This is a genomic window from Streptomyces sp. NPDC004667, assembly GCF_040609475.1.
Taxonomy (GTDB): Bacteria; Actinomycetota; Actinomycetes; order Streptomycetales; family Streptomycetaceae; genus Streptomyces.
The window spans coordinates 14,245-29,451 of the sequence record NZ_JBEXKC010000001.1 but is presented as its reverse complement, the minus strand read 5'-3'; the positions used below and the strand labels follow the sequence as shown (position 1 = coordinate 29,451).

At 71.5% G+C, this 15,207-nt stretch carries 11 protein-coding genes and 1 pseudogene; 3 read left to right on the top strand and 9 right to left on the bottom strand.

Features of this window, described 5'->3' with window-relative positions; translation table 11 throughout:
* From ABZW32_RS00125 to ABZW32_RS00110, 4 genes and pseudogenes are all read right to left on the bottom strand, one after another.
* Entirely contained in the window at window positions 1–1,050 is a 1,050-nt protein-coding gene (locus ABZW32_RS00125) for a hypothetical protein (RefSeq protein WP_356209083.1), read from the bottom strand.
* A complete protein-coding gene (locus ABZW32_RS00120) occupies window positions 1,047–1,964 on the bottom strand; it encodes an N-acetylneuraminate synthase family protein (protein WP_356209524.1) in 918 nt (305 codons plus the stop codon). Before ABZW32_RS00120 ends, ABZW32_RS00125 begins: the two co-directional genes overlap by 4 nt.
* Window positions 1,965–2,036: 72 nt before the next feature.
* Window positions 2,037–2,726: pseudogene (locus ABZW32_RS00115) on the bottom strand (acylneuraminate cytidylyltransferase family protein); the annotation flags it as partial.
* 73 nt (window positions 2,727–2,799) lie between these two features.
* On the bottom strand, window positions 2,800–4,074 hold the full coding sequence (locus ABZW32_RS00110) for a DUF6716 putative glycosyltransferase (protein ID WP_356209080.1): 1,275 nt from the start codon (window positions 4,072–4,074) through the stop codon (window positions 2,800–2,802).
* A 308-nt stretch (window positions 4,075–4,382) separates the two neighbouring features.
* On the opposite strand from ABZW32_RS00110, the gene ABZW32_RS00105 reads away from it, so the two are divergent.
* Together ABZW32_RS00105 and ABZW32_RS00100 are read left to right on the top strand one after the other, a co-directional pair.
* Complete coding sequence (locus ABZW32_RS00105) at window positions 4,383–5,360, top strand: glycosyltransferase family 2 protein (RefSeq protein WP_356209078.1); 978 nt, start codon at window positions 4,383–4,385, stop codon at window positions 5,358–5,360.
* A complete protein-coding gene (locus tag ABZW32_RS00100; protein WP_356209075.1) occupies window positions 5,357–7,096 on the top strand; it encodes a polysialyltransferase family glycosyltransferase in 1,740 nt (579 codons plus the stop codon). Before ABZW32_RS00105 ends, ABZW32_RS00100 begins: the two co-directional genes overlap by 4 nt.
* Window positions 7,097–7,196: 100 nt before the next feature.
* On the opposite strand, the gene ABZW32_RS00095 is transcribed toward ABZW32_RS00100, so the two are convergent.
* Together ABZW32_RS00095 and ABZW32_RS00090 are read right to left on the bottom strand one after the other, a co-directional pair.
* Window positions 7,197–9,335 carry a 3-hydroxyacyl-CoA dehydrogenase NAD-binding domain-containing protein gene (locus ABZW32_RS00095; RefSeq protein ID WP_356209073.1) on the bottom strand — a complete coding sequence of 713 codons (2,139 nt, stop codon included), beginning with the start codon at window positions 9,333–9,335 and terminating at the stop codon, window positions 7,197–7,199.
* Window positions 9,332–10,558 carry an acetyl-CoA C-acyltransferase gene (locus tag ABZW32_RS00090; RefSeq protein ID WP_030234769.1) on the bottom strand — a complete coding sequence of 409 codons (1,227 nt, stop codon included), beginning with the start codon at window positions 10,556–10,558 and terminating at the stop codon, window positions 9,332–9,334. The genes ABZW32_RS00095 and ABZW32_RS00090 overlap by 4 nt, the downstream gene beginning before the upstream one ends.
* A gap of 332 nt (window positions 10,559–10,890) precedes the next feature.
* Between ABZW32_RS00090 and ABZW32_RS00085 the strand changes: the two genes are divergently transcribed.
* Window positions 10,891–12,066 carry an alpha/beta fold hydrolase gene (locus ABZW32_RS00085; RefSeq protein ID WP_356209070.1) on the top strand — a complete coding sequence of 392 codons (1,176 nt, stop codon included), beginning with the start codon at window positions 10,891–10,893 and terminating at the stop codon, window positions 12,064–12,066.
* Between the two features lie 20 nt (window positions 12,067–12,086).
* Here ABZW32_RS00085 and ABZW32_RS00080 read toward each other — a convergent pair whose 3' ends face one another.
* From ABZW32_RS00080 to ABZW32_RS00070, 3 genes are all read right to left on the bottom strand, one after another.
* Window positions 12,087–13,367, bottom strand: coding sequence for a ribonuclease D (locus ABZW32_RS00080; protein ID WP_356209067.1), 1,281 nt, complete (start codon window positions 13,365–13,367; stop codon window positions 12,087–12,089).
* A 124-nt stretch (window positions 13,368–13,491) separates the two neighbouring features.
* Window positions 13,492–14,154 (bottom strand): response regulator transcription factor, encoded by a 663-nt coding sequence (locus ABZW32_RS00075; protein WP_030234764.1) that lies wholly within the window; start codon window positions 14,152–14,154, stop codon window positions 13,492–13,494.
* A gap of 396 nt (window positions 14,155–14,550) precedes the next feature.
* Complete coding sequence (locus ABZW32_RS00070; RefSeq protein ID WP_356209065.1) at window positions 14,551–15,207, bottom strand: DUF3000 domain-containing protein; 657 nt, start codon at window positions 15,205–15,207, stop codon at window positions 14,551–14,553.

The window sequence follows — 15,207 nt, the reverse complement described above, 5'->3', positions numbered from 1 at the left end:
TTACGAGGGCGTCCTCGCCCGGTCGCGCGGCTGCGGCGGGATCCGGGCCAGGCCGTGCCGGTCCACCGCCAGCGCGGAGATCCGCCGCAGGAAGTCCACCGAGCGCTCCGCCGTGTCGGGGGTGATCCAGGCGTCGTCCATCTCGCACAGCTCCACCCGTACCGGCGAACTCCCCAGCACGATCGGGAGGGTGTACGCGACGGTGGACGCGAAGGTCAGCACGGACTGCCCGATGGGCTCGGTCAGCGCGGTCAGTTCCAGCGGCAGTTCGGGGTGGACGATCTCCAGGCCCGTGGCCGCCGCGATCCGCTCCAGCTTCCGTGGGCTCTCCCGGCGGTGCGCCAGATAGCGGCCGGCCGAGCGGGAGCGGGCGATCCAGCCGACGGCGTCGACGTACAGGTCCTGGTCGACGACCCCGGTCTCCACGAGGGAGCTGCCCGCCAGGTCGGCTCCGGCGCGCACCCGGACGGGGCCGAAGGTCTCCCGGCTCCAGGCGTAGTCGTTCGGGCGCACCTCGGTGCCCGGGGGAGCGGACACGGGCATGCAGGTGAAGAAGACGGCGCGCTCCAGCCCGTCGCGGGCCAGCCAGCGGTTGACGGGGCCGCCCTTGGCGGCGGAGGGCTTGAGGTCGCCCTGGTGCCATCGGCTCAGCTGCTGCCCGTACGTCAGCAGGCTGACCAGTTCGGTGGTGGCGGTGCCGTCGTCCACGACGACGACCTCGCGGGCCTTGGAGCGGGGCAGCAGGAGCTGGATGGTGCGGGAGAACAGGTCTCCGATGACCAGCCGCTCGGCTGCCGCCACCGCCCGGCCCAGGCGCATCAGTTCGCCCGCCCGTTCCAGGTAGCCCGCGCGGACCTCGTAGCGCCGCCAGACCACCTTGGCCTGGGAGGCGAACCGGCACAGCCGGCGGACCTGCGCGCGCGAGCGCGGGTCCGTCGGCTGGAGGACGGCGACGGTGAGGGACGCTGCCTCGCCCGGGTGGACGTGGGCCCACTCCAGGACGTTCAGTAGTTGAGCCGGGCTCTCCACCAGGGCGAGGGTGTCGCTCATGCCGAGGTCGTCACGCCCTCGGCGGGGAGGGGGCTCTGGACGCGGCGGAGCTTCTTCATGGGGCCGAGCTCGGAGGCGTAGACCTTCTTGACGCCGTCGCCGAGTGCGGTCTCGATGGTGCGGATGTCGCGCACGAGGCGGGCGAGGCCGCCGGGTTCCACGGAGGCGGCCTGGTCGGAGCCCCACATGGCGCGGTCGAGGGTGATGTGCCGCTCGACGGCGCAGGCGCCCATGGCGACGGCGGCCACCGTGGTCTGCAGTCCGGTCTCGTGGCCGGAGTAGCCGACGGGTACGTTCGGGTAGGCCGCCTCCAGGCTGTTGATGACCCGCAGGTTCAGCTCCTCGGCCTTGGCCGGGTAGGTGGAGGTGGCGTGCAGCAGGACGATGTTCTCGCTGCCGAGCACCTCGACCGCGTGCCGGATCTGCTGCGGAGTGGACATGCCGGTGGACAGGATGACCGTCTTGCCGGTGGCGCGCAGGGCGAGCAGCAGCTCGTCGTCCGTCAGCGAGGCGGAGGCCACCTTGTGGGCGGGGACGTCGAACTTCTCCAGGAAGGTGACGGCCTCGGTGTCCCAGGGGGAGGCGAACCAGGCGATGCCGCGCTCGCGGCAGTGCTCGTCCACGGCGCGGTACTCGTCCTCGCCGAACTCCACGCGGTGGCGGTAGTCGATGTACGTCATCCGGCCCCAGGGGGTGTCGCGCTCGATGTCCCACTGGTCGCGCGGGGTGCATATCTCGGGCGTGCGCTTCTGGAACTTCACCGCGTCACAGCCCGCGTCGGCGGCCGCGTCGATGAGCGCCAGGGCGTTGGCGAGCTCACCGTTGTGGTTGATCCCGATCTCGCCGATCACATAGGTGGGCCGGCCCGTGCCGACCTCCTTGTTCCCGATCCGGCGGATCCGGTTGCTGTGCACCACTGTTCAGAGTTCCTTTCCGAGGTACTGCGAGGGGACCGGCGACGACGGGGCCGCCGGGGTCTGCTGCGGGTCGAGGAGGGGCGCGAGCGCGCGGGCCCGGTCGAGGTCGCCGGGCTCGTCGATCTCCACGGCCCGTTCCGGGGCGGTGGGGACGAGCTGGGTCCGGCCGAAGAAGCGGTGGCCGTGGCGGCGGAAGCCGTCGGCGCGCATCGCGTAGACGGCCCCCGACTCCAGGTACTCGGGCGTACGGTCCTGGCGGCGCTGGCGGACGGCGCTGTCGTGGTTGACGCCGTGCGCGCGGTGGCCGGGCCCGGCGCCGGGCGAGGCGGTCCACAGGAAGCCGTGGAAGGGGACGGCGGTGAACGCGGAGTCGGCGCCGTCGCGCACCACCGCGAGGACCGTCTCGTCCACCTCCTCCGCGGTGACGAAGGGGCTGGTGCACTGGACGAAGACCAGGACGTCCACGCGATCCCCGTGCGCTTCCTCCAGCCGGTCCAGCGCGTGCAGCAGCGCCGACTCGCTGGAGGCCTCGTCGGAGCCCAGCTCGGCGGGCCGGTCGACCACCTCCGCGCCGGCGGCGCGGGCCGCGGCGGCGATCGCCGCGTCGTCGGTGGACACCGCGACCCGGGTCACGTGGGCCGCGCCGAGGCAGGCGCGCACGGCGCGGGCGACGAGGGGGACCCCGCCGACCTCGGCGACGTTCTTCCCGGGAATGCCCTTGGAGCCGCCCCGGGCGGGGATGACGGCGGTGACGTTCACGGGGTTGCCTCCGGGGGCCGGTTCGGGGTGCGTTTCGGGTGCTGCTCGGGGTGCTGTTCGGGGCGCGGGGCGCTCACACGCCGCCCCACTGCTGGATCTTCGGTGCCACGCGCTGGACGCCGAACTGGTAGGCGACCTTCAGGACGCGGCGCGAGGTGCGCCGCATCGGCCCGGCGGAGCGGGCCGCGGCGCCCGCTCCGGGGGAGCCGTCCGGGTTCAGACCCCGGCGGCGCAGCAGCGCGCCGACGTAATCGGGGGCGCTGTCGGCCGTGTAGTAGGGGGATATCGGGGGCAGCGGACGGTCGAGCAATTCCCCGATCCGCGCCCGCAGTTCCCCGAACGGGTCCACGGCGCGGATTCCCTGGTCGACGGTCCAGGACTCGTACGCGAGCGGGGCGGCGCCCTCGTCTATCGCGGACCAGTCGGTGACGCAGCCGGAACCGGCGAAATAGTGGTTCCCGTGTATTTCCCGCACTCCCAGATCACTCAGGATCGCGGTGGGCATGCCGCGGTGCATCGATTCGAGGGCGGCCGTGGAACTGACCGTCACCAACAGGTCGGTACGGTCCAGGGTTTCCGACATGTTGCCGTATACGAAATGCAGGTTGCGGGGCAGTGGTTCTTCCAGCTGCTCCGCGAGGACCTGGTAGTGGTGTGCTTCGACGTGGGTGGTGGCCTCGCCCGGCTTGCTGCGGAGTTTCACGAGGACGTCGCGTCCGGGGCGCAGCCGCGCGTGGGATATCGCCCGGCGCAGCATGTAGAGGCGTCCATTGCGGTCGGCGGGCACCGAGGGCTGCACGGCGAAGCACACCGTATAAGGGTGCCGGGCGTGCGTCCGGTTCGGGTCGTAGGGCCTTTGGTCGAGGAAGGGGAGGGCGGTCTGGACGATGCAGGAGCCCGGAATTCCGAGGGGTTCGTAGACCTCGCCGAACCGGCGCCGGTCGAAAGGGCTGTTGGCGAGGACGATATCGGCTCCGGCGCGCAGCAGCAGACCGTCGGCCATTTTCTCGTAGACGACGCCGACGTATCCGGTCATGAGGACCGGCCGGCGGGCGGCGCCGCGGAACCGGGCGGCCAGCGCGTGCAGGGCGGCGTGGGTCGAGCCGCCGACCGTACCCAGGATGACGAGGTCCGCCGCGTCCAGTTCCGGGGCCGCCGCGAACTCGGGGAGCGTGGACTCGGTGATGGAGGCGGGGGTGATGCCGACCTCGGCCAGCTGCCGCGCCGTCGGAGTGCTCCTGCCGCGCAGCATGTGCGCGTGCACCTCGCTGCCGGGAGCCAGGCCCACCGCCAGCCCCGCACCCCATTTCCAGCGGGTGTCGGAGTCTGCGAGCACGTGGATGCGCACTGGTGATTCCCGGGTCGGTGGGTGGTGTCCAACTGCCGTCGACACGACCGCGGCTGGGCACTTGCCGGCGGGTTGCCGCGCGGCCCGTTAGACCTTACCTGCTGATCCGATCCTTACGTGTCACGAAAAGGCCTCGACCGGCAGGGGAGTTGTACGTCACACCGGGGTGATTGTACGGGGGCTTCGAGTGGTTCTGTCATGATGGCGGCGCGTTACTTGACCGTAGGCTGGAGGGGGCGTACGGCCGGCCGGTCCCGGTCGCCTCACGGGGGTGTGTGAAAGAAATGGGAATGAGGTGAGTACTTTCGATGGTGACCCTTTCGGTAATCGTTGCCATGTGTGACGTGCGGGACTACTGTCGGACGGCACTCAAGTCCTTGGCGCTGAATGCCAGGGAGGATTTCGAGTTCATCGTCGTGGACGACGGGTCCGTTGACGGGACATCAGAGATCCTCCGGGAAATGGTGCCTCGGGTCCCCGGTGCCGTACTGATCCGCAATCAGTACAACCTGGGGATCTCGGCCACCCGGAACATCGGCCTCTCGGCGGCGCGCGGGCGTTTCTTCACCTTCCTCGACGGGGATGACTGGTACGCCCCCGGATATCTCGCGCAACTCGTCGGCTGGATGGGCGAGTCCGGGGTCGATTTCCTGCGCACCGGCCATGTCCGGGTCTATGGCAGGAAACGCAAGATAGTCATGGCGCCGCTCGCCCCCAGGGCCCTTCCGTTGAATCCCGCGGATTACATCGGCCCCGTGGACGCCTCGACCTTCATGGACTACCCGCAGTCCTGGGCCGGCATCTACGACCGCGAGCGCCTCCGGGAGGTCGACGCGCTCTTCTTCGACGAGAGCCTGCGCACCGCCGAGGACCGCCCGTGGTTCTACAAGCTGCACCTGCGGACCCGCTCCTTCGGAGTCGTCGACCTCCACGGCATCTTCTACCGCCGTGATGTGTCCACTTCACTCACCAAGGTGCCGGACGAACGGCAGCTCGACTTCCTTCCCGCCTTCCGGCTGATTTTCGACGAGCTCGACCGGCACCCGCGCGGATATGAACTGTCGTTCAAGGCGATGCGAACTCTCTGCGCACTCATCGTGATTCACATGGACCGCGCCGAGTCGTACGAGGAACTCATCCGGGGCCTGCTGCTGGAACGCAGCGCGCAGATCCTCCGGGACCTCCCCCAGGACGTCCTGGAGGGGACGCTGTCAGGAATGGACTCCGCACGCGTGAACAAGCTCAGGGCACTGATGTCCCGGCACCAGGGCGCCGCCGCCCGATGACCCGGATATTCGCCGCCTCCACCCTCTACGGCGCCATGACGGTGGCCGCCGCCATCGAAGCGGGCCAGCTCGGCCAGGACGACCGCGAGCGCATCCTGCTCGTGTGCAACAACGTCGACATCCCCGAGGTCGCCACCCCGCTGCACCGGATGCCCGGCGCCGCCGCCGTGCTCGCGCGCTTCCACCGGGTCGTCTACTGGAACGACCTCATCTACCCCTTCCACCCCGCACTGTGGTCCCCCCGGGACGAGGACGCCCCGCTGTGGCGCACGGTCATGGCGGAGAAGATCGGCATCCGGCCGGGCCCCCTGGAACTCGTGGTCGAATCCATCCAGGTCAAACCCGCCCAGACCCTCTGCAAGATCTTCTCGGACGCCACCCTCGCCGTCTACGCCGACGGGGTCATGAGCTACGGCCCGACCCGCAACGACCTGCCCCGCTCCCTCCACGGCCGGATCGCGCAGGTCCTCTACCTGGACCTCGTCCCCACCCTGCTGCCCATGCTCCTCACCGAGTACGGGATCCCCTCGCAGCCCGTGCACACCGGCGCCGTCCTCAAGCTGATCGCCGAGGTCACCCGCGAGTGCGCGCCGATCCTCGACCGGGTGATCCCGCCCCCGCTGGCGCGGCTCGGCCCGGACAGCGCCCTCCTCCTCGGCCAGTACCTCTCCCCGCTCGGCATCCTCACCGAGGAGGAAGAGGAGGAACTGCACCTGCGCATGTTCCGGCACGCCCTCGCCCTCGGCCACGGCGCCATCGTCTTCAAACCGCACCCCAGCGCCCCCTCCAGCCTCGCCGACACCCTCGGCGAGGCGGCCCGCGAGTCGGGCGTGCCCTTCCTCGTCCTGGACGTCCCGGTACTGGCCGAGACGGTCTTCGAGTACCTGCGCCCCCGCCAGGTCATCGGCTGCTTCTCCACCGGCCTGTTCACCGCCCGCGCCCTGTACGGGATCCCCGTCGCCCAGATCGGCGCCCTGGAGGTGATCCGGCGGATGCGCCCCTACGCCAACAGCAACCGCATCCCCGCCACCCTCACCCACGCCCTGCTCCCCGACCTGGACGCGCCCACCGGCGCCGCGGCCGACCGGGTGCTGGACGTCGAGCACATCCGCACCGAGGTCACCCCGTACGTCCAGGCCGTCGGCTACTGCATGCAGCCCAAGCGGTACGCCTTCCTGCGCCCGGTCGCCGAGGCGTACGTCGCCGCCGCCGTCGACCAGTGGGAGGGCCGCCCCGAGCTCTCCATGCACTTCAACGAGCGCACCCGGACCCGGCTGGACCTGCCCGGCCCGCGCACCTGGAAGTGGCGCCGGGGCAAGGGCTGGACCCTGCGCGCCACCGGAGAGCCCACCGGGCCCGACGACGTGCCCTTCACCGACATCACCCTCGGCGGGTTCGCCTCCCTCGTGGAGGCCAAGGACGACCGGGGCGTCCTGGAGGTGGGCGCGCGGCTGCTCGCCGAGCACGAGAACCTCGACCTGCTCATCGGCATGGCCCAGGCCCACATCCGCCGCAAGGAGACCGACCAGGCCAAGCGGCGGATCGAGCGGGCCGTGGAGATCTCCGAGGACAGCGGGCGCGCGCTGGTCTGGCTGAGGATCGCGGAGACCGCGGCCAAGCTCGGCAAGCCCGGCGACGACCTGCGCCGCCGGGCGGGACAGCGGGCGCTGAGCATCAACCCCGCGTCGCCCGCGGCCCAGCGGCTGGTCAAGAGCGGCCGCCTCGGCCGCCGCTGACGGCCCCGGGGCCGCTCCCGGGACACCGGGAACGGCCCCGGGCACGCGAACGGCCCGTCCGCACCGGGTGCGGACGGGCCGTTGCGCGTAGCGCCGTGGGTTACGCCGGGACGCTGGCGACACCCGGGGCGAGGAACTTCTTGCCGTTCACCCGCTCCGAGACGCCCTCACGGTCCAGGTACGGCGTGATGCCGCCCAGGTGGAAGGGCCAGCCGGCACCCGTGATGAGGCAGAGGTCGATGTCCTGGGCCTCGGCCACGACACCCTCCTCCAGCATCAGGCCGATCTCCTGCGCCACCGCGTCCAGGACGCGGTCGCGGACCTGCTCCTCGGTCAGGACGGAGTCGCCCTGGACCAGGAGCGCGGCGACCTCGGGGTCGAGCTCCGGCTTGAAGCCGTTCTCCGCGTTGTAGACGTAGAAGCCGCGCTTGCCGGCCTTGACCACGGCCGCCAGGTTCGGGGAGACGGTGAAGCGCTCCGGGAAGGCGCGGTTCAGGGTCTCGGAGACGTGCAGACCGATCGCCGGGCCCACGAGCTCCAGCAGCACCAGCGGGGACATCGGCAGGCCGAGCGGCTCGATGGCCTTCTCCGCCGTGACGACCGGGGTGCCCTCGTCGATGACGTTCTGGATCTCGCCCATGAAGCGGGTCAGGATGCGGTTCACGACGAACGCCGGGGCGTCCTTGGTGAGCACCGCGGTCTTCTTCAGCTTCTTGGCGACACCGAAGGCCGTGGCCAGCGAGGCGTCGTCGGTCTGCTCACCGCGGACGATCTCCAGCAGCGGGAGGATCGCGACCGGGTTGAAGAAGTGGAAGCCGACCACGCGCTCCGGGTGCTGGAGCTTGGAGGCCATCTCCGACACCGACAGCGAGGAGGTGTTGGTGGCGAGGATCGCGTGCGCCGGGGCGACCGCCTCGACCTCCGCGAACACCTTCTGCTTGACGGACATCTCCTCGAACACGGCCTCGATGATGAAGTCCGCGTCCGCGAAGCCCTCGGCCTTGTCGAGCACACCGGTCACCAGGGCGGTCAGGCGGTTCGCCTTGTCCTGGTTGATGCGGCCCTTGCCGAGCAGCTTCTGGATCTCGGCGTGGACGTAGCCCACGCCCTTGTCCACGCGCTCCTGGTCGATGTCGGTGAGGACCACCGGCACCTCCAGGCGGCGCAGGAAGAGCAGCGCCAGCTGCGAGGCCATCAGGCCCGCGCCGACGACGCCGACCTTGGTGACCGGACGGGCCAGTGACTTGTCCGGGGCACCGGCCGGGCGCTTGGCGCGCTTCTGGACCAGGTTGAAGGCGTAGATGCCCGAGCGCAGCTCGCCGCCCATGATGAGGTCGGCCAGGGCCGTGTCCTCGGCGTCGAAGCCGGCCTGGAGGTCGCCGGACTTGGCGGCGGCGATGATGTCCAGCGCGCGGTAGGCGGCCGGAGCGGCGCCGTGCACCTTGGAGTCCGCGATGGCGCGGCCCTTGGCGACGGCCGCGTCCCAGCCCTCGCCGCGGTCGATCTCGGCGCGGACGACCTCGGTCGTGCCGTTCAGGACGTTCGCGGTCCACAGGAGCGACTGCTCCAGGAAGTCCGCACCCTCGAACAGCGCGTCGGCGATCCCGAGCTCGAAGACCTGCTTGCCCTTGAGCTGGCGGTTCTGGTTCAGCGAGTTCTCGATGATGACCGAGACCGCGCGCTCCGCGCCGATCAGGTTCGGCAGGAGGGCGCAGCCGCCCCAGCCCGGGACCAGGCCGAGGAAGACCTCGGGCAGCGAGAAGGCCGGGATGGCCTTGGAGACGGTGCGGTAGGTGCAGTGCAGACCGACCTCGACACCGCCGCCCATCGCCGCGCCGTTGTAGTACGCGAAGGTGGGGACGGCCAGCGCCGCGAGGCGCTTGAAGACGTCGTGGCCGCCCTTGCCGATGGCGAGCGCCTCGTCGTGCTTCTTCAGCAGCTCGACGCCCTTGAGGTCGGCGCCGACCGCGAAGATGAACGGCTTGCCGGTGATGCCCGCGCCGACGATGGTGCCGGCGGTGGCCTCCTGCTCGACCTGGTCGATCGCCGCGTTCAGGTTGGCGAGGGACTGCGGGCCGAAGGTGGTCGGCTTGGTGTGGTCGAAGCCGTTGTCCAGCGTGACGAGCGCGAAGCGCCCGGCGCCGAACGGCAGGTCCAGGTGACGGACGTGCGCGGACGTGACGACCTCGTCCGGGAACAGCTCGGCCGCGCCCTTCAGGAGCTCAGCGGTGGTGCTCACTTGGAGTCTCCCTCGGCGTTGAAGTTCGGGTTCTCCCAGATGACCGTGGCACCCATGCCGAAGCCGACGCACATGGTGGTCAGGCCGTAGCGGACGTGCGGCTGCTCCTCGAACTGGCGGGCCAGCTGCGTCATCAGGCGGACGCCGGAGGAGGCCAGCGGGTGGCCGAACGCGATCGCGCCGCCGTACTGGTTGACGCGGGCGTCGTCGTCGGCGATGCCGTAGTGCTCCAGGAACGCGAGGACCTGGACCGCGAACGCCTCGTTGATCTCGAAGAGGCCTATGTCCTCGATGGACAGGCCGGCCTGGGCGAGGGCCTTCTCGGTGGCCGGGATCGGGCCGTAGCCCATGACCTCCGGCTCGACACCCGCGAAGGAGTACGAGACCAGGCGCATCTTGACCGGGAGGTTGTTCTCCCGGGCGAAGTCCTCGGACGCGATGATCGCGGCGGTGGCACCGTCGTTGAGACCGGCGGCGTTGCCCGCGGTGACCCGGCCGTGCGTACGGAACGGGGTCTTCAGGCCGGCCAGGTTCTCCAGGGTGGTGCCCGGGCGCATCGGCTCGTCGGTGGTGACCAGGCCCCAGCCCGTCTCACCGGCCGCCTCGTTGGTGTTGCGCACCGAGATCGGGACCAGGTCCTGCTGGATCTTGCCGTCGGCGTACGCCTTGGCGGCCTTCTCCTGCGAGCGCACGGCGTACTCGTCGGCGCGGAGCTTGGTGATCGTCGGGTACCGGTCGTGCAGGTTCTCGGCGGTCATGCCCATGAACAGGGCGGACTCGTCGACCAGCTTCTCGGAGACGAAGCGCGGGTTCGGGTCGACGCCCTCGCCCATGGGGTGGCGGCCCATGTGCTCGACACCGCCGGCGAGGGCGACGTCGTAGGCACCGAAGGCCACACCGCCCGCGACGGCGGTCACGGCGGTCAGCGCGCCGGCGCACATGCGGTCGATGGAGTATCCCGGGACCGACTGCGGGAGGCCCGCGAGGATGCCGGCCGTGCGGCCCAGCGTCAGGCCCTGGTCGCCGATCTGCGTGGTCGCGGCGATGGCGACCTCGTCGATCTTCTTGGGGTCCAGGTCCGGGTTGCGGCGCAGCAGCTCCCGGATCGCCTTCACGACGAGGTCGTCGGCGCGGGTCTCGTGGTAGATGCCCTTCGGGCCCGCCTTGCCGAACGGGGTGCGGACGCCGTCGACGAAGACGACGTCCCTGACGGTACGAGGCACGTTGGCTCTCCTCCAGGTGCGGGTGTGCACTGCTGCGCGGGGGCGGCCCGGCCGATGTGGCTGAGCGCCCGCTCACCCGGCCCATGCTACTTGCGGGTAACCCATGTGCACACCCCCTCCCCGAACAGCGGCGAAGGTCACACCGGCCCGCGCGCCCCGAGCCCCCTCACGCCCCCGTCGTGCGCCCGGCCGATCGGAGCGCCCCGGGCTACCCGAAGGGGTCGCACTCGCGGCCCGGCGGCCGCGTCGGCGGCCCCGGTCGCACGTCTTTGCGGATTCTGGCCCGGTCCAGGGCACCTGCCCGGAACCGACCGACGGAACGGACCCCCGCGATGGCCGCACCTGTCCTCACCGACTACTACGTGGACCACAAGTCGACGATCCCGGCGAACGCCGGCGACCTCGTCAAGCTCTTCGTGCGAAGGCGCAACGGCACGCACGGCGGTCCGCCCAGGCCCGTCCTGATGCTGCACGGAAGGAGCGTCCCGGCCGTGGCGGGCTTCGACCTGCAGTACAAGAAGTACAGCTGGGCCGAGGAGCTGGCGAAGAAGGACTTCGACGTCTTCGTCATGGAGCTCCAGGGCTCCGGGCTGTCCACCCGTCCGAAGATGGACGACCACAGGAACGTCAGCCCCGCCGTGGCGCAGCGGGCACTCCTCTCGCCCCACCCGAACGCGACCCCGTACACGGGCCCGGTGACCTACGCCTCCCAGCTCAACAACTCCCAGAGCGACTGGGACGAGGTCGACAGGGTGGTCGACTTCATCCTCGGGGAGACGGGCGCCTCCAAGGTCGACCTCATCGGCTGGTCGGCGGCCGCCCAGCAGTTCGGGCCGTACGCCATCCAGCACCCCGGCAAGGTCCGCAGCCTCTTCCTGCTGGCGCCGATCTTCCCGCCGAACGGCAGGGCGAGCGCGCCCGGGACCGACTTCGGCGCGCCGGTGCCGCTGCCCGTCTCCCTCCCGGCGGCGGCCTTCGGCTTCCCGATGACCGTCGGTACGAAGGGCGGCCTCGACGCGTCGTGGGGCAACGACCTGAAGTGCCCCGATCAGCGCGAGCCCGGGATGGTCGACGAGGTGTGGAAGGCGATCATGGCCGTCGACCCGGTCGGCGCCGGCTGGGGAGGACCCGCGGGGCCCCCGCAGGGGCTGAACCGCATCCGGAACTCGTACTGGTGGGGCTGGAACTCCACCACCGTGCCGCTGCACGGGACGCTCGGCGGGACGGTGCCCGTGTGCATCGTGTACGGGGAGCACGACTCGATCGTGAACACCACGCCGGACCTGGGCCTGCTCTACTTCTCGGTCCCCGAGCTGTACAAGGCCGTCCCCGGGCCGAAGAAGCTGATGTTCCGGATCGCCTGCGCGGGGCACCAGGCACCCTGGGAGCGGGTGGCGAACGACGTGCACACCATGTCCGAGCACTGGCTCAAGCAGGGCAAGGTCGACGGCGCGACCTCGGGGAGCTACTACCGGGACGCGGACGGGGCCCTCACTCCCCTGGAGTGAGGGCCCCGGGCCCGCTTCGGTCAGGCGGTCGCGGCGAGGGCGGTGACCAGGGCCGCGGTGACCTGTTCGATCTGCCAGGGGCGGGCGCCGTAGCCGGCGAGGGCCTCGGCGACCGTGCCGGGCTCCAGCCGCTGCGGGGGCTCCCAGCACAGCCGGCGCACGGTGTCCGGAGTGATCAGGTTCTCCTGGGGCAGGTTCAGCCCCTCGGCCAGTGCCGAGACGGCACTGCGGGCGGCGGACAGGCGCGCGGCGGCGGCCGGGTCCTTGTCCGCCCAGGAGCGGGGCGGCGGCGGGCCGGCGGGGGTCGCCCCCGGCTGCGGCAGCTCGTTCTCGGGCAGGGCCCTGGCCCGGTCCACCGCGGCCATCCACTGGTCCAGCTGGCGCCTGCCCATGCGCTGTCCGTAGCCGGGCAGGGCCGACAGGGCGTGGACGTTCGCGGGGAGGGCCAGGGCCGCCTCCACGATCGCCGCGTCGCCGAGCACCTTGCCGGGGGACACGTCCCGGCGCTGCGCGATCCGGTCGCGGGACTCCCACAGCTCCCGGACGACCGCCATCTGCCGGCGACGGCGCACCTTGTGCATGCCGGAGGTGCGCCGCCAGGGGTCCTTGCGCGGCGGGGCGGGCGGCGCGGAGGCGATCGCGTCGAACTCCTGGCGGGCCCACTCCAGCTTGCCCTGCCGGTCGAGCTCCTTCTCCAGCGCGTCCCGCAGGTCCACCAGCAGTTCCACGTCGAGCGCGGCGTAGCGCAGCCACGGCTCGGGCAGGGGGCGGGTGGACCAGTCGACGGCGGAGTGGCCCTTCTCCAGTACGTAGCCCAGCACGCTCTCGACCATCGCCCCGAGGCCGACCCGGGGGAACCCGGCCAGCCGGCCGGCCAGCTCGGTGTCGAAGAGGGAGGTGGGGGCCATGCCTATTTCGCGCAGGCAGGGCAGGTCCTGGGTGGCGGCGTGCAGGATCCACTCGGTGCCGGACAGCGCCTCCCCCAGGGAGGAGAGGTCCGGGCACCCGACCGGGTCGATCAGCGCGGATCCGGCACCCTCGCGGCGCAGTTGCACCAGGTAGGCGCGCTGCCCGTAGCGGTATCCGGAGGCGCGTTCGGCGTCCACGGCCACCGGTCCGGTGCCCGCGGCGAAGGCCGCGACGACCCGGGCCAGCCCGTCCGCGTCGGCCACGACCGGGGGGATCCCCTCGCGGGGTTCTAGCAACGGAACAGGCAGCCCATCGGACGAAACCTCTTCGTCCGGGGGGCCGCCCCCGGTGGTGGTGCGCAGGCCTGCTGCGGTCTCTTGGGCGTCGGTCACCGGTCAAGGGTATCCGTGGATGTGACGCGCCCGTCGCCGGAACGTTCCGTCGACGGGCGCGAGGAGGAGGGGCCGGGCGGCTCCAGGGGTTCCGGGAGCGGTGTCCGGGGGCTTCGGGGCAGGATCAGTGGATGATTCCGGTCCGCAGGGCGACGGCGACCATGCCGGCCCGGTCGCCGGTGCCCAGCTTGCGGGCGATGCGGGCGAGGTGGGACTTGACGGTCAGGGCGGACAGGCCCATCGAGACGCCGATGGCCTTGTTGGACTGGCCCTCCGCGACGAGGCGCAGGACCTCGACCTCGCGGCCGGAGAGCTCTCGGTAGCCGCCCGGGTGGCTCGGGGCACCCGGGGGGCGGCGGTGCATACGGGCGGCGGCGGCACCGATGGGGGCGGCGCCGGGCCGGGTGGGGAGCCCGATGTTGGTCCGCGTACCGGTGACGACGTAGCCCTTCACGCCGCCCGCGAGGGCGTTGCGCACGGCGCCGATGTCGTCGGCGGCGGACAGGGCCAGGCCGTTCGGCCAGCCGGCGGCGCGGGTCTCGGAGAGCAGGGTGAGACCGGAGCCGTCGGGCAGGTGGACGTCGGCCACGCAGATGTCGCGCGGGCTGCCGACGCGGGGGCGGGCCTCCGCGATGGACGACGCCTCGATCACGTCACGGACTCCGAGGGCCCACAGATGGCGGGTCACGGTGGAACGGACGCGCGGGTCGGCCACGACGACCATGGCCGTCGGCTTGGTCGGGCGGTAGGCGACCAGGCTTGCGGGCTGCTCAAGAAGAACGGACACCTAGGCCTCCTGGGGGAGTGGCGGGACGGCCGGCTCGGGGAAGGAAGCCGGTGCGAACCGTGCGGATGGTCACTGACTCCTTCGGCACGTCACCCGCCCGGCTTTAGGGAATGATCACGATTTGGTGAGTAACAATTCGGGCAATTCGGACGCACGATCGATCAAGGGATGATCAGAAGGCCGCAATCCGCGCACCGTTTCGACAGCCCGTTGCGCACGCGATCGGTCGCTCCCGGCACCGGAGCGCCACGGGAGCGCCGCCGGAAGCCGCCAGCCGCCGCCGGAGCGACTACGGAACCCCCGCCGGAACCCCGTCGGAACCCCGTCGGAACTCAGCCGGAGCGCCTCCGGAGCGCGGTCGGACGGCCCCGTCCGACCGCGCGGGGGGACCGCTTCCTACGGGTGGTGCGGACCGCGCCGCTGTGGCAGGGACACCACGCCCGTGGCGGTGTCCGTCGGCCCGACCGGGGGCAGTCCCGCGATCTGGCACAGCAGCTCGCACCAGGCCGACAGGTGCGCCGGGGTGTCCGGCACCCCGCCCACCCCCTCACGGGGGGTCCACGAGGCCCTGATCTCGATCTGGGTCGCCGGACGCCGCTCTCTGAGCCCGCCGAAGTAGTGCGAGCTCGCCATCGTCACGGTGCCGCTCGCCTCCCCGTACGCCAGCCCGCGGGCCTCCAGCGCCCCGGTCAGCCAGGACCAGCACACCTCCGGGAGGAGGGGGTCGGCCGCCATCTCCGGCTCCAGCTCCGCCCGTACCAGCGTCACCAGCCGGAAGGTGCCCTGCCAGGCGTCGTGCCCGGCGGGATCGTGGAGCAGGATCAGCCGGCCGTCGGCCAGGTCGTCCTCGCCCTCCACGACCGCCGCCTCCAGCGCGTACGCGTAGGGGGCCAGTCTCTGGGGCGGCTTCGTGGGGTCGATCTCGATCCCGGACCGCAGCCGTGCCTTCTTCAAGCCGTCGACCGCCCGGCGGAAAGGGAGCGGGACCGAGCTCTCCTTCGCGCTGTCCGTACCGTCAGCGCCATCTGAAAATCGTCCCTGAGCCGCAGCCAT

What these genes read in the sequence shown, in the direction of transcription:
- ABZW32_RS00125 (WP_356209083.1), bottom strand. Translation starts at nt 1,050, where the DNA reads ATGAGCGACACCCTCGCCCTGGTGGAGAGCCCGGCTCAACTACTGAAC.
- ABZW32_RS00105 (WP_356209078.1), top strand. Translation starts at nt 4,383, where the DNA reads ATGGTGACCCTTTCGGTAATCGTTGCCATGTGTGACGTGCGGGACTAC.
- ABZW32_RS00100 (WP_356209075.1), top strand. Translation starts at nt 5,357, where the DNA reads ATGACCCGGATATTCGCCGCCTCCACCCTCTACGGCGCCATGACGGTG.
- ABZW32_RS00085 (WP_356209070.1), top strand. Translation starts at nt 10,891, where the DNA reads ATGGCCGCACCTGTCCTCACCGACTACTACGTGGACCACAAGTCGACG.
- ABZW32_RS00070 (WP_356209065.1), bottom strand. Translation starts at nt 15,207, where the DNA reads ATGGCTGCGGCTCAGGGACGATTTTCAGATGGCGCTGACGGTACGGAC.